Source organism: Nocardiopsis yanglingensis, from assembly GCF_045809185.1.
In the GTDB taxonomy this organism is placed as follows: Bacteria; Pseudomonadota; Gammaproteobacteria; order Xanthomonadales; family Xanthomonadaceae; genus Stenotrophomonas; species Stenotrophomonas yanglingensis.
The window spans coordinates 97,273-121,699 of sequence record NZ_JBJNRH010000007.1 but is presented as its reverse complement, the minus strand read 5'-3'; the positions used below and the strand labels follow the sequence as shown (position 1 = coordinate 121,699).

Genomic DNA, 24,427 nt, shown 5'->3' with positions numbered 1-24,427 from the left:
TGGCGGGGGGCGGGGGCCGCAACTGTCGGGGCTCCCAAACACACCGCCGGCCCGCCCCGCGCCCGGCACTACCAACTCAACGCCACGACCATTGCACGCCGACGTTGGCTCGCCGTCCCGGTCCCGGCTCGTAGAAGCGACCATTGCCGTCATTGACGATCACCGAGCCGATGTAGGCCTGGTCCAGCACGTTCTCCAGCCGGGCGAAGGCGCGCAGCTCGCCGCCCGGCAGCGTCCATCGATGGCCGGCTTCCAAGTGCAGCAGGGCGTAGCCCGGCGCGCGCTCGGTGGCCACGTCATTGACCACGGTATCGCTGCTGGCGGAGGCCTCCAGCGCCCACTGCCACTCGCGCGGTGACCATTGCAGCCGGGCGAATGCCTGCTGGCGCGGTACCCCGGGAAGGCGGCTGCCGGCAGCAACCAGGGTATTCGAAGTCAGGTACGGCGAGCGCACCTGCGCCTGCAGCCAGGTCCACGCCAGCTGCAGCTCCAGCTGCTCGGCCAGCGGCTGGCGATACTGCAGTTCCACACCCTGGCGGCGGGTGCGGCCGATATTGCGATAGGTGCTGCGCCCACCAGAATTGCTGGCAACTGCCAACTCATCGTCGGTATCTGCGCGGAACAGGCTGACATCAAGCTGGGTTCCATCCTGTGCGTGCCATTTGCTGCCTACCTCGAGGCTGCGGCTGCGTGCCGCCGCCAGATCCAGTGCCAATCCCGCCTGGCCGTCGGCGCGATAGCCCAGTTCGTTGAAGGTGGGGGTCTCGAAACCACGTCCCACGGCGGCGTGCAGCCGCCACTGCGGGTTGGCCTCGAAGCTGACGCCTGCCACCGGCGTGGTCGCCTGGTAGCGGCGGCGGCCACTGTCGTCGGGGTTCGCACCGACGATGTAGCGGTCGTCGGACGCGAAGCGCACCGCGCTGTGGCGCACGCCCGCCAGCAACGACCAGCGCGGGCTCCACTGCCACCAGGCCTGGGCGAACTGGTCCACGTTCTGCACCGTGTCGATCTGGTCGCGGCGCAGGCGCCCGCGCACGCCGAGGGCGCTGCCGATGAAGTTCTCGTAGCCGGTGCGGTGCTGGCGCTGGCGGTCTGCGCTGAGCCCGGCCACCAGGTCCAACGGCCCGCCGGCGAGGTCGCCGTGCCAGCCCCAGCGCGCGTCCAGGCCGCCATAGCCGCCCTCCAGATCGATCACTCCGCCAGCGTGCAGCGGGTTCGCCTGGGCGGTCGGCGGAATCGGCAGGTATTGCGTCACCGTGCGCTGGCCGGCATAGCCCATCAGCTGCCAGCGCTGCGCGCCGGTTTCCCGGGTCCAGCGCAGACCGGCCTGCTGCTGGCGCACCGATTTGCGGGTGTTGTACTGGTGCGCCACCGCCGTGGCCTGGCGCGGATCAGCCGCCACCTGGGCACGAGTCAGGCCCAGCGGATCCTGCGCATCGGGGGCGTCCAGCGCATTGAGCAACAGCTCCAGCCGCCCACCGCCCAGATCACCACCGATGCGCGCATTGAGCGATTCGCGGCGCGCGCGGCTGTGGTCGCGCCAGCCATCGGTGCGGAAGTGGTTGGCGGCGATGTTGTAGTCCAGCCCGTTGCCGGCACCCTTCAGCTGCGCGCCGACACTGAGCGTGTTGTCGGCGCCGGCGTTCACGCGCAACCGCCACGGGTCCCCGGCCTGGCCCTGCGCGCTCCAGACCTGCAGCACGCCACCAGAGGAATTGCCGTACAGCGCCGAGAACGGCCCGCGCAGCGCCTCGATGCGTTCGGCGCCGAGCAGGCTGGCGTGCGACAGCTGGCCCTGGCCGTCAGGCATGGTGGCCGGCACGCCGTCGATCAACACCCGCACCCCGCGCACGCCAAAGGTCGAGCGCGCACCGAAGCCACGGATCGACAGCTGGGTGTCCTGGGCAAAGTTCTGCCGGTCGCGTGCCAGCAGCCCCGGTACCCCGGCCAACGCCTCGGACAGCTGTGCGCCGGTGCCCGCGCGGCCGGCGTCGATCCAGACCGTGTCCTGGCTGGCCGGCAGCGCGAACGGGTCGATGCCCGGCACCCGTGCGGCCTGTACCTGCACCGCAGGCAGGGCGGTGGGCGCAGGCTCGGCCACCGCCGCCCAGGGCGACAGCAGCAGGGCGGACAACGGCAGGCAACGGCGGCGTGCGGCAGGATTCATGATTCAGGTTGATGGATCGGGCGGCAACGCACGCCATGGTACGGGGCGGCAGATGACGATGGTGGCGGCCAGCCCCGGCAGGCTTTGTTACGATGGGCTGTTTCCGGCCGAAAAGCCGCAAGCCGCGTAGCGCACTTCCTCCCCCTTTCCGTCTACCGAACGAGTACCGCCGTGTCCTTCTTTGCAAACGTGGAACTGGTCCCAGGCGACCCGATCCTGGGCCTGACCGAGGCGTACAACGCCGACAGCCGCCCGACCAAGGTCAACCTGGGTGTGGGCATCTACTACGACGAGAGCGGCCGCATTCCGCTGCTGCGCGCCGTCAAGCAGATCGAGCAGCAGCTCGCCGCTGAAGCCAAACCGCGCGGCTACCTGCCGATCGATGGCCTGCCGGCGTATACGCAGGCCACGCGCGAGCTGGTGTTCGGCAAGGACTCGCCGCTGCTGGCCGCCGGCCGCGTCACCACCGCACAGACCGTCGGTGGCAGCGGTGCGCTGCGCGTCGGCGCCGACGTGCTGAAGAAGCTGCTGCCGCACGCCACCGTTGCGCTGAGCAACCCCAGCTGGGAAAACCACCGCGCCGTGTTCAGCGCGGCCGGCTTCGAGGTGGTGGACTACACCTATTTCGACCCGACCACCCATGGCGTCAACTTCGACGGCCTGCTGGCCGACCTGGGCAAGCTGGACGCCGGCACCGTGGTGCTGCTGCACGCCTGCTGCCACAACCCCACCGGCGCCGACCTCACCGTCAGCCAGTGGAAGCAGGTGGCCGAAGTCCTGAAGGACAAGCAGCTGTTCCCCTTCATCGACATGGCCTACCAGGGCTTCGACAAGGGCATCGAGCAGGATGGCGCCGCCGTGCGCATCATCGCCGAAGCCGGCATCGACAGCTTCATCGTCGCCAACTCGTACTCCAAGTCGTTCTCGCTGTATGGCGAGCGCGTGGGTGCGCTGTCGATGGTGGCGCCGACCGCCGCTGACGCCAAGGCCGTCCAGTCGCAGGTCAAGCGCGTGATCCGCACCATCTACTCCAGCCCGTCCACCCACGGTGCTGCGCTGGTGGCCGGCGTGCTGACCAACCCGGAACTGCGCGCGATGTGGGAGCAGGAGCTGACCGAGATGCGCGAGCGCATCCACGCCCTGCGCCATGGCCTGGTGGAGAAGCTGGCCGCTGCCGGTGCCCCGCAGTTCGGCTTCATCAACGAGCAGGCCGGCATGTTCTCCTACTCCGGCCTGAGCCGTGAGCAGGTCGAACGCCTGCGCGACGAGTTCGGCATCTACGCCGTCGGCACCGGCCGCATCTGCGTGGCCGCGCTGAACCAGAACAACCTGGAGTACGTCGCCAAGGCCGTGGCCACCGTCGCCAAGGGCTGAAGCAACGCTCAAGTGGCTTGAAGACAAAGGCGCCGAAAGGCGCCTTTGTTTTTTGCTCTTGCTCTTGCCTTTGCCATCCCCACCGCGCTCGCGGCGAACCCTGAAGCGCGTGGGAGGGGGAGGTGATGCAGGACCGTTGGCGCCATGGATGGCGCCATCGAGCTTACATGGACGTACTTGCAGCGTGTCCTGCATCGCCTCCCCCTTCCACGCGCCTCGACAAAAGGAAGGCGCCACGAGCGCAACGCATCTGGAAACGATTACGCCTTCCCGCGCTCACGCACGGCCCAGCCATACGGGCGACAATAGGCGTTTTCCCGCTGCCGAGACTTGCCCGACCATGTCCCGTACTTCGTTGACCCGCTTCCTGATCCAGGAACAGCACGCCGGCCGCATCAATGCCGACCTGCGCCAGCTGATCGCGGTCGTCGCCCGCGCCTGCACCAGCATCTCCATCGCCGTCAGCAAGGGCGCCCTCGGTGGCGTGCTCGGCGACGCCGGTACCGGCAACGTGCAGGGCGAAGCGCAGAAGAAGCTGGACGTCATCAGCAACGAGATCCTGCTCGAAGCCAACGCCTGGGGCGGTCATCTCGCCGCTTGTGCTTCGGAAGAAATGGACCACAGCCAGCCGGTGCCGGACATCTATCCGCGTGGCGACTTCCTGCTGCTGTTCGATCCCCTCGATGGCAGCTCCAACATCGACGTCAACGTCTCCGTCGGCACCATCTTCTCCGTGCTGCGCTGCCCGACCAACGTCGAACTGCCGGGCGATGACGCGTTCCTGCAGCCGGGCAGCAAGCAGATCGCCGCCGGCTACTGCATCTACGGGCCCAGCACCCAGCTGGTGCTGACCGTCGGCCACGGTACCCACGCCTTCACCCTCGACCGCGAGAAGGGCGAGTTCGTGCTGACCACCGAGAACATGCAGATTCCGGCGGCCACCCAGGAATTCGCCATCAACATGTCCAACCAGCGCCACTGGGAAGCGCCGATGCAGGCCTATGTCGGTGATCTGCTGGCGGGCAAGGAAGGCGCGCGCGGCAAGAACTTCAACATGCGCTGGATCGCCAGCATGGTGGCCGACGTGCATCGCATCCTGACCCGCGGCGGCATCTTCATCTACCCGTGGGACAAGAAGGACCCGTCCAAGGCCGGCAAGCTGCGCCTGATGTACGAAGCCAACCCGATGGGCCTGCTGGTGGAACAGGCCGGCGGCGCCGCCTGGACCGGCCGCGAGCGCATCCTCGACATCCAGCCCGACCAGCTGCACCAGCGCGTGCCGGTGTTCCTGGGTTCGCGCGAGGAAGTGGCTGAAGCCGTGCGCTACCACCACGCACACGACGACGCGCAGGGCTGACGGCCGATCGCCTGACAGCGGTCATGGCAGTTCGATGACATGACCGTGGGGTGACACCGAGGGCGGCAAACGGCACCATCAAGCCGTTGCCGCCTAAGGAATGCACGCATGCACGAGCAGGGCCCGGTCGATTTCATCGAAGTCATCCACAACGCCGTCCCCAGCGAGGTCTGCGCGGCCATCGTTGAACGCCTGCGCGCCACGCGTGGCCTGCAGCCCGGTGCGGTGGGCAGTGGCGTGTTCCCGGAACTCAAGCACAGCAAGGATCTGCGCATCAGTGGGCTGGATGGTTGGCAGGATGTCGATCAGCAGCTGCAGATCGCGGTGTTCAATGGCCTGCTGACTTATCTACGCCGTTATCCACAGGCGTTGATCGCGCCGCTGATGTTGCAGATCCAGGACAGCAACGGCCAACCGCGACGCCTGTCTGCCGAGGACTTTCCCGACATGCCGCCGCAGCAGCTGGCCGACCTGGCCCGCACCTGCCTGCGTCCGGGTGCAATCAACCTGCAATGGTATGCGGCAGGCGAGGGCGGCTACCCGTACTGGCACTGCGAGCTGTACCCGAAGGATGCCCAGGCCGAGACCCTGCACCGGCATGTGCTGTGGACGCTGTACCTCAACGACGACTTCGACGAAGGCGAGACCGAATTCCTGTTCCAGGGGCGGAAGATCGCGCCGCGCACCGGCAGCCTGCTGATCGCCCCGACGGCATTCACCCACACCCATCGTGGCAACCGGCCACAGGGTGGCGACAAGTTCATCGCGACCAGCTGGATCCTGTTCCAGAGTGCGCAGAAGTTGTTTGGGGGGTGAGGCCGGGCCTGCTCGACGCTACCGTGGGCGGCGGCGATAGAGAATCATGCCCGCCACTGCACCGAACACCGCCACACCGAAGCCAGCGAGCTACTCTTCTCTAAGCGCGTCCCCCGACATCAGCTTGCCGGCCGTCAGCAACAGGACGTTCAAGGGGAGCATCCATAGGAACACGATGCCAAGCTAGTAGATGTTCTTCATGTCATGTGCGCGTGGGTTCGGATACATCGACTTGAATCACTAGGCGTATCTGTTCCGCATCCATGAACTGAACTCACCTCTCTCCAGTTCCCGCCGCTGGCGTTTGTCTACTCCGTAGCGTGCAGTGGTTGCCAGGTACAGATTGATGCCACTCAACTATCTGGCGGGTCCAAAGGATCCCCAGAGATTGTCGTTGCCTCCTTGCCAGGCATTGAGCTTCTCGACAGGGATTTCCTTGAGTTGACAGCTGAACTGGAGATAGAAGGAACGGTCTTCTTTTCGATAGCTGTTCCACCCAACAGCCGTCACTTTGACTTCAATCCGACTATCGCCCTTGTGCGGCTGATGTAGTTCGACTTCCGCTGAATCGGACAGCCAGTAGTCGCCCTTATGCGCGAAGCCCGCGCCGCCACTTGTGAGACGTGCATCCACTACCTCTGGCGTCCCTTCCGGCGAAGGCGTGTACCCCTTCAGGCTGCCGGTGATCTTGGTGTATTGCTGGGAATCGATCACGCCCGGAGACTCCGAGAACAGGCGCAGTAGAAGGAGGGTGTCCGTGCCCTTGCGCACCCTCTGACCTGTATTTGCCACCCACAGACGCTGTTCGAACTCGTCCAGGCCGGCCGGCATGTCAGTGACGACCGTGGCCTGCGGAACGACGATGCATTCGTGCAATTGACGTGCGTGGACCTGCTGCGCTCCGAGCGCGAGAAGGAAACAGGAACAGGCCACATGGATAGATTTCTTCATTGTGCACACTCACAAGCGGCCTTACGGGCCTTGTCATAGTTGTTGATCTGCTCTCGCGCTCGCTTGGTTGCCTCCGACGAAACGTAGCCGTGATCCCAGTCATTTTCTTCAGTTTGCAAATTTCTAGGGCGCGTAAAGTGGAGGCCTTCGTGAATAATGGTGTCCAGGACGTTGTAGATGCCCGCCCAGTCAAGCACATCCAAGTACCTCTTATTCAGATGAATGCGACCATCGCCGTATAGGTCTGAACGTCCCTCAACTCCTGAGCGTGGAATATCCACCTTAGGAGCACCGCTACCGAACTTGATGTCTGGGTTGTTCTGCTTTGCAAACGAGAACGCCACATCAATGTCGCACTGAGTAAGGCCCCAAGGATCGGTTCTTGATACCGGATTTCCTGACACATACGCGTAAGTGTTCATGCCCCCCGCCAGTCCAATTGGATCACTCTGCACATACCGACCAATGCTTGCGTCATAGTCGCGGAAACCGTTGTACCAGAGGCCGCTTTCCGCGTCGTAGTACTGGCCGGGGAAGCCAATGTTCAGCCCGCCAATCTCATCCTTCTGGACGCTGCGTCCATAGGCGTAGTTGTACGCCTTCCAGACGGTCTGCTGGCTTGGGCTGGTGACGAACTCCGGGCGTCCCAAATGATCGGTATGCACGTAATTGTGCTGCCCGCTGCGAGCAAGCCCAACCAGTTCACCTTCAAACCAGAAGTAATTGGTCCACACCCCGTTGTTCAGCTCAGTCATGAGCTGGTTCTGGCCGGCGTAGAAGTAGCGGCTGTTGGTGTTCTGGTTGATCTTTGCAACGCGCTGCCCCTGCGCATTGAGCACGTAGTCAGTCGCAGTACCACCTATGTTGCTGCGGCTCATGCGATTGAAGGCGTCATACTCGTAAGTGCTGATCCGGCTGCCTGCGGTCTCGCTGATGCGGTTTCCCAATGCATCGTACTGGTACTGACGGCTGCCGTCCTGGTTGGTGTAGTTCAGCACCCGGTTGCTCCCCGGGTCGATGCTGTATTGGGTCAGCTGATTTCCTGCCTGATAGCGGTCGTGATTGCCGCCGGCGTCGTAGGAAAGATTGTTGATGACACCGAAGCGGGTCAGCTTGGTCATACGACTCAACGCGTCGTAGCCGATCAACTGCGTCATGTTCGGGTCGACTACGTCAACAATGGCGGTGATTTCGCCATCGCCGCTGTACTGATAGTCCCAATAGCTGACCTTGCTGCCATTGGGTCCCCAGACCGACATTGCGGTCAGCCGCCCCTCCTGATCGTGGTTGTAGCCCCGGGCAAGCCCGTTGCCGTAGGCCAGCCACTCATGCGCTCCCGTGACCTTCCAGTTGGCCTGGGAAATGATTGAGCGCTGAGTCCCGTCGACCGTCGCCATCAACGCACTTGGTTTTCCTTGGGAGCCATATGTGTAGGTCGCCTTGTCACCGTTGGGATAGGTGATCTGGCTCAGGCGATTGATGCCGTCGTATCCATAGGTGGTGCTGTAGTCCGTCTTCTGACCAGACAGATCGGTGAAGTCGCGGCGTATCTGCAGCTGACCGTTCGGTGTATAGGCAAAATGGGTGGCGGTTCCGGGCCCTGAAGTGCCGCACAGTTGGCCTTTACCATTGCCGCACCAATCGTAGCTGTAACCCATTGTTCGGCCTTCTGCGCTCGCAGAAGTCATTCGTCCCAGACCGTCGTAGCCGAAGGAGACGACGCTGCCATCGGCCCGCGCCGTCGATGTCCGCAGACCTGCAGCATCGTACTGGTGCTGTGTCGTTCCCGTGTCCGGACTCACCTGTTTCCAAAGCTGGCCGAAACCATCGAATTCGTAGGTGGTAACGAGATTGCGGGGATCGCTCACACGGATCGGGCGATCTGCCAGATCGTAGGCAATCTGGGTCGTGCCCCCGGCGGCGTCGATTGATTTGATCAGGCGTCCACGCGGATCGTAGCTCATACGGGTGACGCGATTCTGCGAATCGGTCACTTGCGTGACGCGTCCCTCCGCGTCATAGACATAGCGTACGTTCTGTACCCCATTACCGCGCTCGACGATCACGCGGCCCAGTTCGTCGTACTCGTATGTGTTGACGGAGACAACAGCGTTCAGCCCCATCAGGGCAAGCGTCAGTGCAGACATTTGGACAGTCCTTTGTTACCGAGGCCGTTCGCAGGTAATGCGACCACAGCTTCCCTTGTTGTTCTCAACAGACAATGTCGTCCTCCCCTCCATGCCCCAGGCAGCACCACCAGAGGCCATCTGCGCCTTGTAGATGAAGCTGACGTTGCCATTCCCGGTGTTCTTGGGACCAACGCTTCTGGTGAAGGTTGCAACTGCCCCAGGAGGCACCGGTCCGGCCAGGCCCATGCTTTCATTGAGCTGAAGGATTCCGAATGCCAGATAGGTGTCACCAGGGTTCCACACCACGTTGCCGGTGTTACGGAACTGGAACGTCAGATCCGACGAGCCACCATTGAATATCTGGCGGGGTGATGCCGAAGCGCTGACCAATTCCGCATTGCGGACGATGGCAGGTATGGTGAAGGCACCTGATCGATTGATCGTCAGATGATCGCCTCCCCATGGCGAGATGCCATGAACAAAGAGCGCCTTGCCACCATGCGCTGATCGCGCGTTGGCATCCAGCGGAATCTTGAACCAGTACGCATTGCCTCCTGCCTGGCACGCGTTCGCCACATTGCCATCCGTTGCCAGATTTGCACGGCCACCGGCAACGAACGTGCCTCCCGTCCATGCGGTGTTGCCGGCATACACGTGCACGTCAATCGAAGCGTCAACGCCGATCGAGCACGCCCAGCCTTCGAGGAAGAAGTTCCAGTTTGCGTCCTGGGTCACGCTACTGATGTCACCAACGATGTTTGCCGTGGGAATGGCGAAGTTGTTGGAGTTACCCAGCGCTTGGTTGTGCTGTGCTCCTTTCGGAGATGCACCGTAGACGGAGACCTTGCGGCCGCCCAGCTGCTGCCGCTGGCCCAGCGATATCGGCAACTGATACCTGTAGGCGCTCCCTGAGGCTTGGCAGGCCGCAGCAACTCCTGGCTCGCTGGCGAGGCTTGCTTGAGTGCTTCCCAGGTAAACGTTTCCTTCGGCGTAGCCGTCCACCTGGATGGATCCGGCCGATCCGGTAGAGCAGGCCCAGCCACGAATGAACCAGTTCCACTGCCCGTCATGGGTGATTTCGTCAATCATTCCCTTGACCGCCGTATCGATCGGATAGTCGGTTTGGGAAACCTCGGTGCGCGTGCGATTGGACGCGTTGTTGTAGCTATGACGGGTCCACGCCCATTTGCCGTCCCCCATCGAACGGACTTCATGCGTCAGGCGGCGTCCTGCATCGTAGCCGTAGCGTACCGTCACGCCATCGGGCTGGGTGAGCGAGGCGATGTCGCCTGCGGAGGTGTAGCCAATGGCTGTGGTCGCCCAGCCGGTTCCCGAGTTGGTTCTGTCGGACACAACGCGGCCACGACCGTCATACGTCAGCTCCCGCACACCACCGTTCGCATTGACGATACGTCCCGGCAATCCCAAGCCGTTGAAGTTGGAATAGCTGATCGTATGACCGAGAGCGTTGGTGGTGCTGGTCAGATCGCCCTGGTTGTTGAAGGTCGAGGTGACGTCATCCTGCGGAAGCGGGCCATCGATCTTGATCGAGGCCTTCAATCCATTGGCGTGATAGCTATAGGTGGTGCGGGTTACCCGCGTCTGGCTGGGCACCCCACGTGCCGTCAGATTGCGCTCAGTCACGCTGGCCACGTTTCCGCGATCGTCATAGGTGTAGGCGACTTCAAGATCACCCACCACCGTTGTCTTGAGCAGCCGGTTACGCGCGGTATCCCACTCCTGCAACGTCGTACGTTCGGCCGTGCTGCCGACCGCTTCCACCCGCTTCAGCAGGTAGCCCTGTGCGCTGTAGTCGAAGTTGGTCAGATTGTCCTGGAAATCATGGACCAGATCAGGGTACCCATTGGCGTCGTAGCTCTGCTCCTTGTAGCTGGCAGGGCAGTTCGGCGACGGATCACCCTTGGTCGACACCATCTTTCCGTCCTTGAACGTGTAGGTGGTGCTGCGGCCAAGAGGGTTGATCACAGTGACATCGATATCGACGGGCCGCGTAAGGCTCGGCGCAGCGGCGGCAGTCATGCCGAGAGCGCTCTCCATCGGCAGCGAATCGACAGGCAGCGAGCGCGGCTGGTAGCAGATGCGTGAGCCTCCGGGGCGCTGCTCGCACCATCCACGCTCTTCGTCGGCGCGGACACCGCCCGGTCGAGCCGGGGCCGGGGGCGGAAGCACCGGTTCGGTGCTGCGCACGGCGTAGCTGAAGCGGAATCGTTCGATGCCGCCATTGTGCTCGGTGCTGATGGCGCGCCGCTCCGCGTCGTAGGCAAACGTGGAATAGCGCACGCCGTCAAAGGACTTGCCGGTCAGGGCACCCGGGAAGCGGCCGTCTTCGTAGTGGTAGCTGATCGTCGTTGCAGGAGCGCCTGGCAATGTCGTGCTGGCGAGCCGCCCACGCCCATTCCCGAACACGTTGGGGGTATAGGTGTAGCGGTAGATGTTGCCGGCCGGGTCGGTCACCTGGGAGACCTGTCCATTGGTCCAGCCAAAGCTGATACTGCGTCCCGAGGAGTGGGTGACCTTCTGCAGGTAGCGATCGGTATAGGAGAACGTCCAGCTCACACCTTGCTCATTGCTGAGCCGGGTGATGTAGCCCTCGGCGTTGTAGATTTCCGTCCCGTTGTTTTCGTTTCGAAGCGTGAACGTGCCGTCTCCGTTCGCGGCGAGATACGCGATGGGCTGGGCCTTGTCCTCGTACCAGCGGCCGCTGGCTGGATCCTTGAGATACTTGATGCGGCGACCGTCGGGCCGTTGTACCCACGCCAGCTGGTTTGCATCGGTGAACGCGAGCGAATAGTCGAAGTTGCTCAGCCAGTGATTGCCGAACAGACCGGTCGCGCTCCAGTAATGATTGTAGTTGCGCTGCAGGAACAGGCCCATTTCGCCCTGGCTGGCGAAATCGAGTTCCGGCTCGACCTTGTTGCCGCTGTAGAGCACGACAGGATTGCCCTTGCGGCCATTACAGTCCTTCTCCTTGTCATCGGTCGGCTGTTCCTTCGCCGTTTCGGTCGGAATTGCACCGCCGCCACCGCCATTGTCCATCTGTGACTCGGACAGGTGGACACCACTGCCGCCACCAAATCCAAAACCGCCTACGCCGCCACCTCCAGCAGGGCGCGTGGCGGTGACTTGAACGGTTTCGAGGGTGTTTGCCGCAGTTGCCAATGTCATCGGCAGGGAAAGCAGCGGCAGAAGAAGAAGTCGGGACTGCAAGGTGTTCCGTGTTGCAACGTGCGTCATGCGCTTGCCTAGCTCCTCATCCGAGACCGACTCATTCAGTCATCGGGAATTCATGTTTGTAACGAGTGTATGACGGCACGCTGCAACGGTGCAATGGAGGCACGTAATGTTTCTCGTGCATTGCCCATCAATGAGCTGGGCACAGCACAGCGCGACGAATCGCTGGTGCATACGCCAGCAGATGTACACACCTCAGAAGAGCGAACCCTGTGGCGAATCCCTCTTCGGCGGCAGCGGCTTCTGGAACCGGCTGCAATCCAGCTTCGGCCAATGGCTGTTCTGCGCATTGAAGCCCAACCGCTTGCGTGCCAGCTTGAAGCGGTTGTTCAACAGCTCCGCATACACGCCCTGGCCACGCATGCGCGTGCCGAACTGGCTGTCGTAGTCCTTGCCGCCGCGCAGCTGCTGGATCGTGCTCATCACATGCGCGGCGCGATCGGGATGGTGCGTATCCAGCCAGTCGCGGAACAGCGGCGCCACTTCCAGCGGCAGGCGCAGCAGCACGTAGCCTGCGGTGCTGGCACCGGCATCGTGTGCGGCCTCCAGCACGGCTTCCAGTTCGCTGTCATTGATCCACGGAATCACCGGCGCCACCATCACGCCCACCGGAATGCCTGCTTCGTGCAGGCGCTTCATCGCGCGCAGCCGTGCATGCGGCGCTGACGCGCGCGGCTCCAGCTTCGCGGAGAGGTGCGGGTCCAGCGAGGTCACCGAGAAATGCACGCTGACCAGGTTCTCCGCGGCCAGCGGTGCAAGCAGATCGATATCGCGCTCGACCAGCGCGTTCTTGGTGATCAACGAAAACGGATGCTTGGTTTCCAGCATCACTTCGATCAACTGGCGGGTCAGCTTGAACTTGCGCTCGATCGGCTGGTACGCGTCGGTGTTGATGCCCAGTGCGATCGGTTGCGGCACGTAGCCCGGCTTCGACAGCTCCTTGCGCAGCAGCTGGGGTGCATTGGTCTTGGCGAACAGCTTGGTTTCGAAGTCCAAGCCTGGCGACAGGTTCAGATAGGCATGCGAGGGGCGCGCGAAGCAGTAGGAGCAGCAGCACTATATGTGTTTGGAAAAAACTGTTCATCCGGTAGTGGCGGCCTGCACTTCATTGCGTGAAGAGTACCTGCGTCTAACCCATCACCGTGTAGGCCAACTGGCTTTGTCGAGTGGTTAGTTGGCCACGAGCGTTGTGTCTCACCGTCGCCTGCGCCAAATGCCTGAGCGTTGTGAAAGTGCCGAAGCATGCACAATGTGGCGACGCCGTTCCGATAATTCCCGGTCTTCCGCGGCTGATCGCAGCGCGGCGGACCGGATGCCTGTCTTGAACTCTGTCTTGTCAGCTACTCGATCGCTCCGCCAGTCTCGATCCGGGTTAGGGCCTGATGATCACCGCTACTAAGAGGCGGCTCACGGACACTGGGGAAAGGCCCGCGAAGGAACCCGCGGTATCGCGCCATTCGGACTGACCGTACGGCCGCTGGGTCATCCAAAGGCCACTTGCCAAATCAGCCCGGAAACTTCACATTTCGCAACGAGGTAATTTTAGTGGACTTGCTGGAGCAGGGGAGAAAAAGGGAATGTTTAGCTTCTCGCGGAAGATGAAGCCGGAAAAAGAGCCAGTTTTAAATCCGCTTACGCCCCACTTCATTGAGGAAGAGCATGGACTGTATGTCGATAAGCTCAATGAAGCCTTGGCCAATCCCAGAGTTCAGAACATAGCCCTTTCAGGGAGCTATGGCGTCGGAAAGAGCAGCATTCTGAAGCGTGTAGCAGAGATCCACAAGAAAGCTGTTCTGGAGCTATCACTTTCCACCTTGGCACCGATTGAGCAGCCTGAGGGGGAGGAAGGACCTCCGAGACAGGCAACCACTCCGACGAACACCATTCAGCAGGAGATCGTAAAACAACTACTCTACAGAGAAAAGCCCGGCAGGACGCCTGGCTCCCGATTTAGGCGAATCGAGAGATTCCACTGGTTGAGGGAGTGCCTTCTTGCGCTATTGGTGGGGGTGGTACTCGCTACTGTGTTCATCCTGACCGGATGGACCGGCAAGATTGTTACTGCGCTACCTTCCATTCAGCTAGCAACACCTTGGACTCATGCAGCCGTGCTGTGCGTAGGGGCCCTCGTATCTTTTCTATTAAGGCACGCCTTCTATGGAAGGCTAAACATCAAGGAGCTGAAAGCGGGCGCTGCAACGGTAACACTTGATGCGAAATCTGTTTCTTATTTCGACCAATATTTAGACGAGATCGTCTACTTCTTCGAGATCTCTAAGAAGAAGATAGTAGTTTTCGAAGATATCGACCGGTTCAACGATTCCCATATCTTCGAGACGCTTAGGTCACTCAACGCACTCCTTAACGGGTCGCCGCAGATCAAGGGCAGAATATGCTTCATCTATGCAATTAAGGACAGCATCTTTGATCGCCTTTCAATTGCACAGGACAAGCGGCGATTCGACCATGACCTACCGAGTGGTGATGACCCGGCCCAGGCCGAGATCATACGAGCGAACAGGACAAAGTTCTTCGACCTCGTCATTCCTGTCGTTCCATTCATCACTCATCAGAGCGCAAGAAACCTAGCAGCGCAGCTCCTTCGAGGCCTGAACCACAGCGTAGATCTGGATCTAATCGATCTTGCTAGCCGATTTGTGCCTGACATGAGGCTGCTCAAGAACGTCCGAAACGAGTTTCTGGTCTTTAGAGAGAAGGTTCTGACACCTGGCGTCGGAGGCCTTAAGCTTCATGAAACTGAATTGTTTGCCATGATGCTCTATAAGAGTACTCACCTCTCGGACTTCGAGGCGATTCGCGTTGGGAAAAGTAAGCTGGACGACCTCTACCTTATGAGCCGTCGGGCGGTTGCTACGAACATGCTGCGGCTCGAAAATGAGGTGCTTGAGCTGCGTCGTCTCGATACCCTTGACTTGACCATAAACAGTCGCAGCGCTGACCTGGGCAAGCGACTCCGCGCTCACTTGAAGGTCGCAATCAAGGCTTGCGGCAAGGACTACGATCGCGCTCGGTTCGTCCTGAATGCCGAGAATTTTACTGACGACGATCTTCAGCGAAAGAAGTTCTGGAAGGCATTCATCGATGCTGATGGAGATCCCGCGCTTATCGTGGAGCTTCCTCAACGGCACTACCAAGATCCGCTCACCAGGCTGAGCTTCTCAAGATCGGATCTTGAAGGTGTTCTAGGAAAACTAGATGCAGCGGCCTGGAAAACTGTGGATCGCAACAAGAATCTCGAATCTCAGGAGGGACTACGGGAACTGATGCGATTTATCAGGAGCGCAGACATTCATAATTTTATGGCACGTGATGACATTCCAGTTGACGGAAATTCTGGCAGCGGCGGACTTGATCAAGCCGCCAAAGGGATCTTTCGGGAGGGCCTAGCCTATCAGCTGCTCAAATCCGGTTACATCAATCGAAATTTCACTCTGTATACGGCAACCTTTCACGGAGACCGAGTAAGCTCAGCAGCAACAAACTTCATAATTCATCACATCGACAGAGATGAGAGAGACGAAGATTTCGCACTGGCCACTGCAGACGTTGAAGCGATTATTCGCGAGCGCGGCTCCTCTTTTGGCGACCCTGCTGTATACAACATTGATATTCTTGATTTTCTCTTGTCATCAACAGCGCATGGCAAAGTAACGACAAAGATTATTAACTCTCTTGCCAAACTAGGAAAGGAGCAACAATCTTTCGTAAACAGCTATCTGAGACGGGGAGCGGAGCCAGATGCTTTGGTTGAGCGCATGACCCCTATCACGACAAGAATACTTGTTTACCTGGCGTCCGAGGCGGCGCTTGAGTTATCGGACCGCGTAAGGTTCTTCAACTCTGCCTTGTCGAAGCTCTCCCTCGACGTGAAGTACATGACTGGCGGAGACATCACGACGCTTTTGTCTCACAATTACGAGAAACTGGAGCTTCTCTCATCTGACGAATCCAGTGACGAGCAGCTGGATTTGGCCGCGTCGCTTTTTGAGCAGCTTGGTATTGAACTGAGGTCGCTTCAGCCGCTCGGGGATAAAGCACGGAGGATGTTTACCGGCAGGAGGCTGTACCAAGTCACCACAGAGAACCTCCAAATCGCAGTTGGCGATCAAACCGCCTTGGCTCTTGACCTCATCGAGAAGATCGACAAGAGCGTCTACTCACACGCGATCAATCACTTGTCAGATTACCTGTCTAGCGTGGAGGGAATATCCCCTTCAATAGAAGATGGCCAAAATTTTGCGCGGATACTCTCAAGCTCCGCGTCCGCCGATCGTGCGTTGCTGAAGCAGCTAATTAGCAAGGCGGCGGATGACTGTGTCCTTCATGACATATCTCTGGTTCCATCCGGCTTGTGGACGCTGCTGGCGGAAGAGTGCCGGTTTGAAGCCAGCCTTCACAACGTGAGTCTCTACTTGCAAGAGTACGGAGCGGTGGACGCTAACCTTGCAGAGGTATTAAAGAAGAGCGGCGTCATCACCGATGTCGGCAAGCGCGGAGATGCAGAGGAAGATAAGAAGAAGGTGGCGCGTGCCGTGTTGCAGGCCGGAGCCATGCTATCCGCAGCGGCGCGCGCGAAACTTTGTTCCACTTTGCACTTGAAGTACTACCTGGATCCTCTATCAATTGAGCCTGAGGAGGGTAGCCTCTTCGCAGAGTTGGTACGGCGAAATGTCATTCAGGACGCGCTTCCTTCGTATCTGCGTCTGAGCGAAATGAGCTGGAATACTAAGGAGAGCCTCATCACTTCTTCCAGGAATTTTGCTGAGTTCGTCACCCCCGTTGCCTTGGGTTCTGACCTACAAGCTCTGCTGACTAGCCAATCTGTGCCGAGCACTGTCAAAGATGTAGTTCTAGAGAACGCATTGGCCTATGCAGAAGCTAGCGACACTGCAGGTCTGAAGCAACTTGGCATGTATGCTGCAGAGCGAGGTGTAAGTCTTGAGTATGAGCTAGTTGATCGTCTCGCGAAGGAGGGCTTGGACGCAAGCGCCACGCTGGCGTTGCTGGAACTGATCCTGAGCGACCTCAACGAGCCACAGGTCTCATCCATTCTCAGGACGCTTGGCGGTGATTACGCAGCCCTCACTGAGGTCGGAAAGGACCGTCCCAAGTTACCAAACACCCCAGCCGCGGTCGCATTGCTTGATTTCCTGACTGCTCATGGTGCGGTCAACACCGTCACCGAAGAGAAGGAATACTTAAGGGTGAACAAAAGACACAAATGAAGTTGCGCCGACCGCCATGCCTTTTTTGAGGAAGGGCCGTCGGCAGTTCATTGACATCAGTATTTGTGTCCGCTTACGGCCAGAAGCGGACGTCAGGTTGCGCTGCCGAGCCGCTCTTGACCAACCTGGCGGCGTTGTCACGTCATCGCCCAACCCGCCACGGCAGCCAGCAACACGACCAGGACCGGCGGAGCACGCGCAACGACCAGTAGCCCAAACGCAACCAGTGCCATCGCGACATCCCATCGGTCATGGATCGCACTGGTCCACACCGGGTCATACAACGCCGCCAGCAGGACGCCGACCACCCCGGCATTGACGCCTGCAATCGAAGCTTGGAGATCCTTGCGGTGGCGCAGGGACTCCCAGAACGGCAGCACCCCCACGAGCAGAAGAAAGGCTGGCAGGAAAATGACCACCAACAGCGCAAGGCCTCCTGCCCAGCCACCGAGGGACCCCTCGGCCATAGCCCCCAAGTAAGCCGCAAAGGAGAAGAGAGGGCCCGGCACCGCCTGCGCCGCACCATACCCGGCGAGCAGGTCCGCCGTGCTCAGGGAGCCGCTTTGGACAACCGCGGTCTGCAGCAACGGCAGCACGACATGGCCGCCGCCGAAGACCAGGGCGCCAGCGCGGTACACACCCTCCAACAGCACGGCCAAGGGGGAGCCGCTAGCCACCGCCCACAAGGGCAGCAGAACAAGCGGCAGGACCAGTAGCACCAGTGCCACCGTGCCGGTTCTTCGCGAGACGGAATAGCCGCCGTCTAATTGGCCGGAAGCCGGTTCGATATTCAGTATCCAGCGACCGACCAGTCCGCTAGCGATGATCACCACGATCTGGCCGGCGACCGAGGGCATGGACAAGGTCAACACAGCCGCGAAAACCGCCATCGCTGCCCGTAGACGATCCGGGCACAGGGATCGGGCCATTCCCCATACTGCTTGGGCCACCACTGCAACTGCCACGATCTTCAGGCCATGCAGCCAGCCGGATTCAATGATGGCCTGGTATTTGGCAACGCCCAAAGCGAACAGGATCATCAGCACGGCCGACGGCAGCGTAAAGCCGGCCCAAGCGGCCAACAGGCCAGGCCAGCCGGCGCGACGCAAGCCCAGCGCCATGCCTACCTGGCTGCTGGCCGGGCCTGGCAGTAGCTGGCACAGGGCCACCAGATCGGAGTAGCTACAGTCCGTCAGCCAACGGCGGCGTTCGACGAACTCGAGGCGGAAGTAGCTCAGGTGGGCGATTGGACCGCCAAACGACGTCAGCCCCAGTCGCAGGAACACCAGGAAGACGCGCCATGCGCTGTCGCTTGTCGTGGGATTCAGCGCCGGCATGGGGCATGACCTCCTGTGGTTCTCAGCGGTGGCAAGCCCAGCCTGGCAATGGGATCACAGCGTCGAGCTTCCGGTATGCCCGGTCACCCACTCTCCATCTTCCTTTCGGAACGGTCCGGGCAGCGGCGGCAGGATCTCCAGCACCACTTCCGAAGGCCGGCATAGACGAGTACCCCTATCGGTTTGTACGAGAGGACGATTGATGAGTATCGGGTGCGCCAGCATCGCATCTAGCAGCGCGTCGTCGCTCAGTGCTGCGTCGCCTAACCCGAGCTCGTCATACGGCGTTCCCTTCTGCCGGATGGCATCGCGCACGCTCAACCCTGCCGCCGTAATGAGTTCGACAAGACGAGCGCGGCTGGGTGGGTTGGCCAGGTAGTCGATCACTTCCGGCTCGATCCCGGCAAAGCGGATCAGCGCCAAGGTATTGCGCGAGGTGCCGCACTTTGGGTTGTGATAGATGACAGCGTTCACGCGCTTTCCTCCTGGTTCAAAACGGTCTCCACCACGCCTGCGGCAGCGGCCAGCGCCGCCGCCTCGACGGCCCCCTTGCGCTCGCTGTAGCGGTCCACCAGGTAGTCACTGCGCCCGCGCACCAGCAGAGTGAACTTGACCAGTTCCTCCATCACGTCCACCACGCGATCGTAATACGCCGAAGGCTTCATTCGACCGTCGTCATCGAACTCCTGCCAGGCTTTGGCCACCGAGGACTGGTTGGGAATTGTCACCATCCGCATCCACCGGCCGAGCACGCGCAGCGCGTTGACCACGTTGAACGACTGGGAACCGCCGCAGACCTGCATCACTGCCAGCGTACGGCCCTGGGTGGGTCGCACGCTGCCCTCTTCGAGCGGCAGCCAGTCGATCTGGTTCTTGAATACCGCCGTAAGGGTGCCGTGGCGTTCCGGGCTGACCCAAACGTGCCCTTCCGACCACAGCGAGGCCTGGCGCAGCTCCTGCACCTTGGGGTGGGTGGCCGGCACCGAGTCAAGCATCGGCAGCTCATGTGGATCGAACAGGCGGGTTTCCGCCCCAAGCTGCTCCAGCAGCCGCCGCGCCTCCAGCGCCAGCTTGCGACTGAACGACTGCGGCCGCAGCGAACCGTACAGGATCAGGATGCGTGGCCGGTGTGGCTGCGCGGCCGGATCGTTGAGCTTGGCGGCCGTGGGAATATCCATGGCACCCGGGACCACGTTGGGGATCTGCTGCACGGGGGTTGTCCTGTCATTTTGCTTCGATTATTCTAGAATCATGGAACATAAGAACGCAACCCACGCCTTGGCAGCCCTGGGTCATGCCACCCGCCTGTCGATCTTCCGTCTTCTGGTCCAGGCGGGTGGCGCCGGCAAGCTGGCCGGCGACATTGCCCAAGCCCTCTCTTTGCCTGGCGCCACGCTCTCCTTCCACCTGAAGGAACTGCTGGCCGCGGGACTGATCAGCGCCGAGCAACGTGGCCGGACCATCTGCTACCGGGCCGAGTTCGTGGCGATGAACGCGCTGGTGGCCTACCTCACCGAAAACTGCTGTGCCGACGAACAGGCCTGTGAACGCCCCGAAGGCTGCTGACCCCTTACCCCAGAGATCGCCAAAATGACCCGTCGTGTTCTGTTCCTTTGTACCGGCAATTCCGCGCGCAGCGTGTTGGCCGAATCGACCCTGAAAAAGTGGGGCGAAGGCCGCTATCAGTCTTTCAGTGCAGGCAGCCAGCCAGCCGGTCGGGTCAATCCGTTCGCCATTGCCCAATTGCAGCGCGAGGGCTTCCCGGTGGAGGGCCTGCGCAGCAAGTCCTGGGACGAATTTGCCGAAGCGGATGCTGCTGCCATGGATCTGATCGTCACCGTGTGCGACAGCGCGGCCGCCGAGGCGTGCCCGGTTGTGTTTGGCGATTTCGTGCGCGTGCACTGGGGCCTGTTCGACCCGGCCGGTGTGGAAGGCTCGGATGCACAGAAGGCTGAAGCGTTCGACCGGGCGCATCAGATCATCAAGGCCCGGCTGAAGGCCTTCCTGGAGATTCCTGACGGGGCATGGGATGACCGTGCGTCTCTCAAGGCCCAGCTTGATCCGATTGCGCAGATCCACTGACCGTCTTCCCGGAAACCCCCATGACCACTGACACCTCCCGTCTGTCGTTTCTGGACCGGTACCTGACGCTGTGGATCTTCGCCGCCATGGCGCTCGGCGTCGGCCTGGGCGCGCTGTTCGAAGGCGTGCCCAGCGCGTTGAACAGCCTTTCCGTAGGGTCGACCAACATCCCGATCGCCATTGGCCTGATTCTGATGATGTACCCGCCGTTGGCCAAGGTGAAGTACGAGGAACTGCCCACCGTCTTTGCCGACAAGCGCGTGCTGATGCTCTCGCTGCTGCAGAACTGGATCGTGGGCCCGTTCCTGATGTTCGGCCTGGCGGTGCTGTTCCTGCGCGACTACCCCGAGTACATGACCGGCCTGATCCTGATCGGCCTGGCGCGCTGCATCGCCATGGTGCTGGTGTGGAACCAGCTCGCCCGCGGCGACGGCCAGTACGTGGCCGGCCTGGTGGCATTCAACTCGATCTTCCAGATCGCGCTGTTCAGCGTCTACGCGTGGTTCTTCCTTTCCTGGTTGCCGCCGGTGTTCGGACTGCAGGGCAGCGTCATCGATGTCAGCGTCTGGACCATCGCCGAGGCGGTTCTGATCTACCTGGGCATCCCGTTCCTGGCCGGCTTCCTCACCAGTCGATGGCTGAAGGCGCGCAAGGGCGTGCAGTGGTATGAAGAGAAGTTCCTGCCTGCCATCAGCCCGATAACGCTCGCCGCACTACTGTTCACCATCGTGGCGATGTTCAGCCTGAAAGGCGGTGACGTGCTGCGGATTCCCATGGACGCGGTGCGCATCGCGATCCCGCTGACGTTGTACTTCATCATCCAGTTCGTCATCAGCTTCTTCATGGGCAAGCTGATCGCCAAGGACTATCCACGCACCACTGCGATCGCGTTCACCGCGGCAGGCAACAACTTCGAACTGGCCATCGCGGTAGCCATCGCGGCCTTCGGCCTGGCCTCGCCGGTCGCCTTCGCCGCCGTCATCGGCCCGCTGGTGGAAGTGCCGGTACTGATCCTGCTGGTCCATGTCGCCCTGCGGCTGGGCAAGCGCTACTTTCCTGCCGCACGGAGCCGCTGAGCCATGAGCACCACCCGACACATTCCATTGCTGATCCTTGGTTCCGGCCCGGCCGGCTGGACCGCCGCTGTCTATGCAGCCCGCGCCAACCTGAAGCCGGTCGTCATCACCGGCCTGCAGCAGGGTGGCCAGCTGATGACCACCACCGAGGTGGACAACTGGCCGGGCGACGCTCATGGCCTGATGGGTCCGGACCTGATGGCGCGCATGCAGGCCCACGCCGAGCGCTTCGAGACCGAGGTCATCTTCGACCACATCCATACCGCAGACCTGTCGCAGCGCCCGTTCAAGCTGATCGGCGACAGCCACGAGTACACCTGTGACGCCCTGATCATCTCCACCGGCGCGACCGCCAAGTACCTGGGCATCCCGACCGAGGACGAATTCAAGGGCCGCGGCGTCTCCGCCTGCGCCACCTGCGACGGCTTCTTCTACCGTGACCAGGACGTGGTCGTGGTCGGCGGCGGCAACACCGCCGTGGAAGAAGCGCTGTACCTGTCCAACATCGCCCGCAAGGTCTACCTGGTCCACCGCCGCGACACCCTCAAGGCGGAAAAGATCATGCAGGACAAGCTGTTCGCCAAGGTGGAAGCCGGCAAGATCGAAACCGTCTGGCACCACCAGGTGGAGGAAGTGCTGGGCAACGAGGCCGGCGTGACCGGCGTGCGCGTGAAGTCGACCCTGGACGGCAGTACCCGCGACATCGATGCCCACGGCTTCTTCGTGGCCATCGGCCACCACCCGAACACCCAGCTGTTCGACGGCCAGCTGGCGATGAACAACGGTTACCTGGAAATCCGCTCGGGCCTGGGCGGCAACGCCACTCAGACCTCGGTGGCAGGCGTGTTCGCCGCCGGCGACGTGGCCGACCAGCACTATCGCCAGGCGATCACCTCGGCCGGCTTCGGCTGCATGGCCGCACTGGACGCGGAACGCTATCTGGATGCACTCAAGATCTCCGATCAACAGCAGCACAAGAACGCCGCCTGAGTGCAGCGGTGGGAGGAAGTCCAGATGGACAACGTCGATGTGGTGGTGATCGGAGGTGGCCAGGCGGGTCTTTCGGCCGGCTACTTCCTGCGTCGCAGCGGGCTGTCCCATGTGATTCTTGATGCCGAGACGTCTCCTGGCGGGGCCTGGCAGCATGCTTGGAAATCTCTGCATCTGTTCTCGCCGGCAAGCTGGAGCTCGATTCCCGGTTGGCCGATGCCCGCCACCCGGGAACCGTACCCGTCGCAGGCGGAAGTGCTGGACTACCTCACGTGCTACGAGCACAAATATGCACTGCCCGTCATCCGTCCCGTGCAGGTGGAACGCGTCAGTCGTTCGGGAGCCCGGCTGCTGGTGGAAGCAGATGACGGCCGACAGTGGCATACGCGTGCAGTGATAAGCGCCACAGGTACCTGGCGGCATCCCTACACGCCCGACTATGAAGGCATGGACGCATTCGGCGGCGTGCAGCTGCACTCGGCCCACTACAGCCATCCTGGATCCTTTGCCGGAATGCGCGTGGCGATCATCGGCAGCGGCAACTCAGGCGCACAGATTCTGGCCGAGGTATCAAAGGTGGCCGACACCACCTGGATCACCCGGGGCAAGCCAGCCTTCCTGGCCGACGATGTCGACGGGCGCGTTCTGTTCGCACGCGCAACCGAGAAGTGGAGGGCTCAGCAGGAAGGACGCGAACCGGATCTTCCGCAGGGTGGTTTAGGCGACATCGTCATGGTGCCGCCGGTGGTGGACGCACGGCGCCGCGGCGTACTGGTCTCCATGACGCCACCTGTCCGTTTCACCACCACCGGCATGCGGTGGCCAGATGGCAGCGAACGCAACTTCGACGCGGTGATCTGGTGCACCGGCTTCCGGCCGGCCTTGTCGCACCTGGAAGGACTGGGCCTGGTCAACGCCCAGGGTCGTATCGACGTGGATGACACCCAGGTCCGTTCGGTCGCAGCGCCATCGGTCTGGCTGCTTGGGTATGGTGACTGGAATGGGGCAGCGTCGGCCACGCTGATCGGGGTGACCCGATACGCGCGCGAGGCAGTAAGGCAGATCAGCGACTACGTCGGGGCTGTTTCTCAGCCGCCGTCTGGCCCCTGAGCCTCGGCGCCATTGCCCAGCGCCCGCACCTGCGATTGCAGGGTCATGCGGTCCAGCGCTTCAGGCTTGAGCGCCAACAGCAAGCCGAGACGATGCTGGAGCTGGTGAAGCGTGCTCAGGAACGCCTTGTGGACCTGCTCCGCGCTGCCCTGTACTGCAGCCGGGTCGGGGATACCCCAGTGAGCCGTAACCGGGTGACCTGGCCACACTGGACACGCTTCACCCGCGGCGCGATCGCACACGGTCACGATCAGATCCATCTGTGGTGCTTCCGGACCTGCGAATGCCTCCCACGGCTTGCTCGACAGCCCGGCAACGTCGAAGCCAATCTCCGAGAGCACCTGCAGGGCCACTGGATGAACTACGCCCTTGGGATAACTGCCGGCACTGTAAGCGCGGATACGTTCGCGCCCTAAATGGTTGGCTAGTGCCTCGGCAAGAATGCTGCGCGCCGAGTTGCCTGTGCAGAGGAACAGAACATTCAGGGTACGCATACCATCGCAACCATTTATCTAGAATAATCGAAGTATTACCTTGCCA

17 protein-coding genes and 1 pseudogene are annotated in these 24,427 nt (G+C 61.5%); 9 read left to right on the top strand and 9 right to left on the bottom strand.

Annotated elements, in window-relative coordinates:
- Nucleotides 1–76 precede the first annotated feature (76 nt).
- On the bottom strand, nucleotides 77–2,167 hold the full coding sequence (locus ACJ7C5_RS11845) for a TonB-dependent receptor family protein (protein ID WP_412703998.1): 2,091 nt from the start codon (nucleotides 2,165–2,167) through the stop codon (nucleotides 77–79).
- Nucleotides 2,168–2,338: 171 nt separating this feature from the next.
- Here ACJ7C5_RS11845 and ACJ7C5_RS11840 point away from each other — a divergent pair, with 171 nt between their 5' ends.
- From ACJ7C5_RS11840 to ACJ7C5_RS11830, 3 genes are all read left to right on the top strand, one after another.
- Nucleotides 2,339–3,541, top strand: coding sequence for an amino acid aminotransferase (locus ACJ7C5_RS11840; protein WP_412703997.1), 1,203 nt, complete (start codon nucleotides 2,339–2,341; stop codon nucleotides 3,539–3,541).
- Between the two features lie 340 nt (nucleotides 3,542–3,881).
- Nucleotides 3,882–4,898 (top strand): class 1 fructose-bisphosphatase, encoded by a 1,017-nt coding sequence (locus tag ACJ7C5_RS11835; protein WP_014035428.1) that lies wholly within the window; start codon nucleotides 3,882–3,884, stop codon nucleotides 4,896–4,898.
- A 108-nt stretch (nucleotides 4,899–5,006) separates the two neighbouring features.
- The gene (locus tag ACJ7C5_RS11830; protein WP_019337497.1) at nucleotides 5,007–5,714 is read left to right on the top strand and encodes a 2OG-Fe(II) oxygenase; all 708 of its coding nucleotides are present in this window, start codon (nucleotides 5,007–5,009) and stop codon (nucleotides 5,712–5,714) included.
- A 357-nt stretch (nucleotides 5,715–6,071) separates the two neighbouring features.
- On the opposite strand, the gene ACJ7C5_RS11825 is transcribed toward ACJ7C5_RS11830, so the two are convergent.
- From ACJ7C5_RS11825 to ACJ7C5_RS11810, 4 genes and pseudogenes are all read right to left on the bottom strand, one after another.
- The gene (locus tag ACJ7C5_RS11825) at nucleotides 6,072–6,665 is read right to left on the bottom strand and encodes a hypothetical protein (protein WP_412703996.1); all 594 of its coding nucleotides are present in this window, start codon (nucleotides 6,663–6,665) and stop codon (nucleotides 6,072–6,074) included.
- The gene (locus ACJ7C5_RS11820; RefSeq protein ID WP_412703995.1) at nucleotides 6,662–8,812 is read right to left on the bottom strand and encodes an RHS repeat-associated core domain-containing protein; all 2,151 of its coding nucleotides are present in this window, start codon (nucleotides 8,810–8,812) and stop codon (nucleotides 6,662–6,664) included. The genes ACJ7C5_RS11825 and ACJ7C5_RS11820 overlap by 4 nt, the downstream gene beginning before the upstream one ends.
- 15 nt (nucleotides 8,813–8,827) lie before the next feature.
- Nucleotides 8,828–12,049 carry a DUF6531 domain-containing protein gene (locus tag ACJ7C5_RS11815; RefSeq protein ID WP_412703994.1) on the bottom strand — a complete coding sequence of 1,074 codons (3,222 nt, stop codon included), beginning with the start codon at nucleotides 12,047–12,049 and terminating at the stop codon, nucleotides 8,828–8,830.
- 192 nt (nucleotides 12,050–12,241) lie between these two features.
- Nucleotides 12,242–13,087 (bottom strand): annotated as a pseudogene (locus ACJ7C5_RS11810) (PA0069 family radical SAM protein); the annotation flags it as partial.
- Nucleotides 13,088–13,623: 536 nt separating this feature from the next.
- Between ACJ7C5_RS11810 and ACJ7C5_RS11805 the strand changes: the two are divergent.
- Entirely contained in the window at nucleotides 13,624–17,292 is a 3,669-nt protein-coding gene (locus ACJ7C5_RS11805) for a YobI family P-loop NTPase (protein WP_412703993.1), read from the top strand.
- A 137-nt stretch (nucleotides 17,293–17,429) separates the two neighbouring features.
- Here ACJ7C5_RS11805 and chrA read toward each other — a convergent pair whose 3' ends face one another.
- From chrA to arsH, 3 genes are read right to left on the bottom strand one after another with little or no spacing between them, the layout of a single operon-like run.
- Nucleotides 17,430–18,629, bottom strand: a complete 1,200-nt coding sequence (chrA, locus tag ACJ7C5_RS11800; RefSeq protein WP_412703992.1) for a chromate efflux transporter — start codon at nucleotides 18,627–18,629, stop codon at nucleotides 17,430–17,432.
- A 54-nt stretch (nucleotides 18,630–18,683) separates the two neighbouring features.
- Entirely contained in the window at nucleotides 18,684–19,103 is a 420-nt protein-coding gene (gene arsC, locus ACJ7C5_RS11795; RefSeq protein WP_412703991.1) for an arsenate reductase (glutaredoxin), read from the bottom strand.
- On the bottom strand, nucleotides 19,100–19,840 hold the full coding sequence (gene arsH / locus ACJ7C5_RS11790; RefSeq protein WP_412703990.1) for an arsenical resistance protein ArsH: 741 nt from the start codon (nucleotides 19,838–19,840) through the stop codon (nucleotides 19,100–19,102). The genes arsC and arsH overlap by 4 nt, the downstream gene beginning before the upstream one ends.
- Nucleotides 19,841–19,880: 40 nt before the next feature.
- Between arsH and ACJ7C5_RS11785 the strand changes: the two genes are divergently transcribed.
- From ACJ7C5_RS11785 to ACJ7C5_RS11765, 5 genes are read left to right on the top strand one after another with little or no spacing between them, the layout of a single operon-like run.
- Nucleotides 19,881–20,195, top strand: a complete 315-nt coding sequence (locus ACJ7C5_RS11785; protein WP_412703989.1) for an ArsR/SmtB family transcription factor — start codon at nucleotides 19,881–19,883, stop codon at nucleotides 20,193–20,195.
- 24 nt (nucleotides 20,196–20,219) lie between these two features.
- A complete protein-coding gene (locus ACJ7C5_RS11780; RefSeq protein ID WP_412703988.1) occupies nucleotides 20,220–20,711 on the top strand; it encodes an arsenate reductase ArsC in 492 nt (163 codons plus the stop codon).
- Between the two features lie 20 nt (nucleotides 20,712–20,731).
- A complete protein-coding gene (arsB, locus tag ACJ7C5_RS11775) occupies nucleotides 20,732–21,787 on the top strand; it encodes an ACR3 family arsenite efflux transporter (RefSeq protein WP_412703987.1) in 1,056 nt (351 codons plus the stop codon).
- Between the two features lie 3 nt (nucleotides 21,788–21,790).
- Nucleotides 21,791–22,777, top strand: coding sequence for a thioredoxin-disulfide reductase (gene trxB, locus ACJ7C5_RS11770; RefSeq protein WP_412703986.1), 987 nt, complete (start codon nucleotides 21,791–21,793; stop codon nucleotides 22,775–22,777).
- A gap of 24 nt (nucleotides 22,778–22,801) precedes the next feature.
- Entirely contained in the window at nucleotides 22,802–23,887 is a 1,086-nt protein-coding gene (locus tag ACJ7C5_RS11765; protein WP_412703985.1) for an ArsO family NAD(P)H-dependent flavin-containing monooxygenase, read from the top strand.
- Here the strand turns inward: ACJ7C5_RS11765 and ACJ7C5_RS11760 are convergent.
- Nucleotides 23,866–24,381 carry an arsenate reductase ArsC gene (locus ACJ7C5_RS11760; RefSeq protein WP_412703984.1) on the bottom strand — a complete coding sequence of 172 codons (516 nt, stop codon included), beginning with the start codon at nucleotides 24,379–24,381 and terminating at the stop codon, nucleotides 23,866–23,868. The genes ACJ7C5_RS11765 and ACJ7C5_RS11760 overlap by 22 nt on opposite strands.
- Between the last annotated feature and the right edge of the window lie 46 nt (nucleotides 24,382–24,427).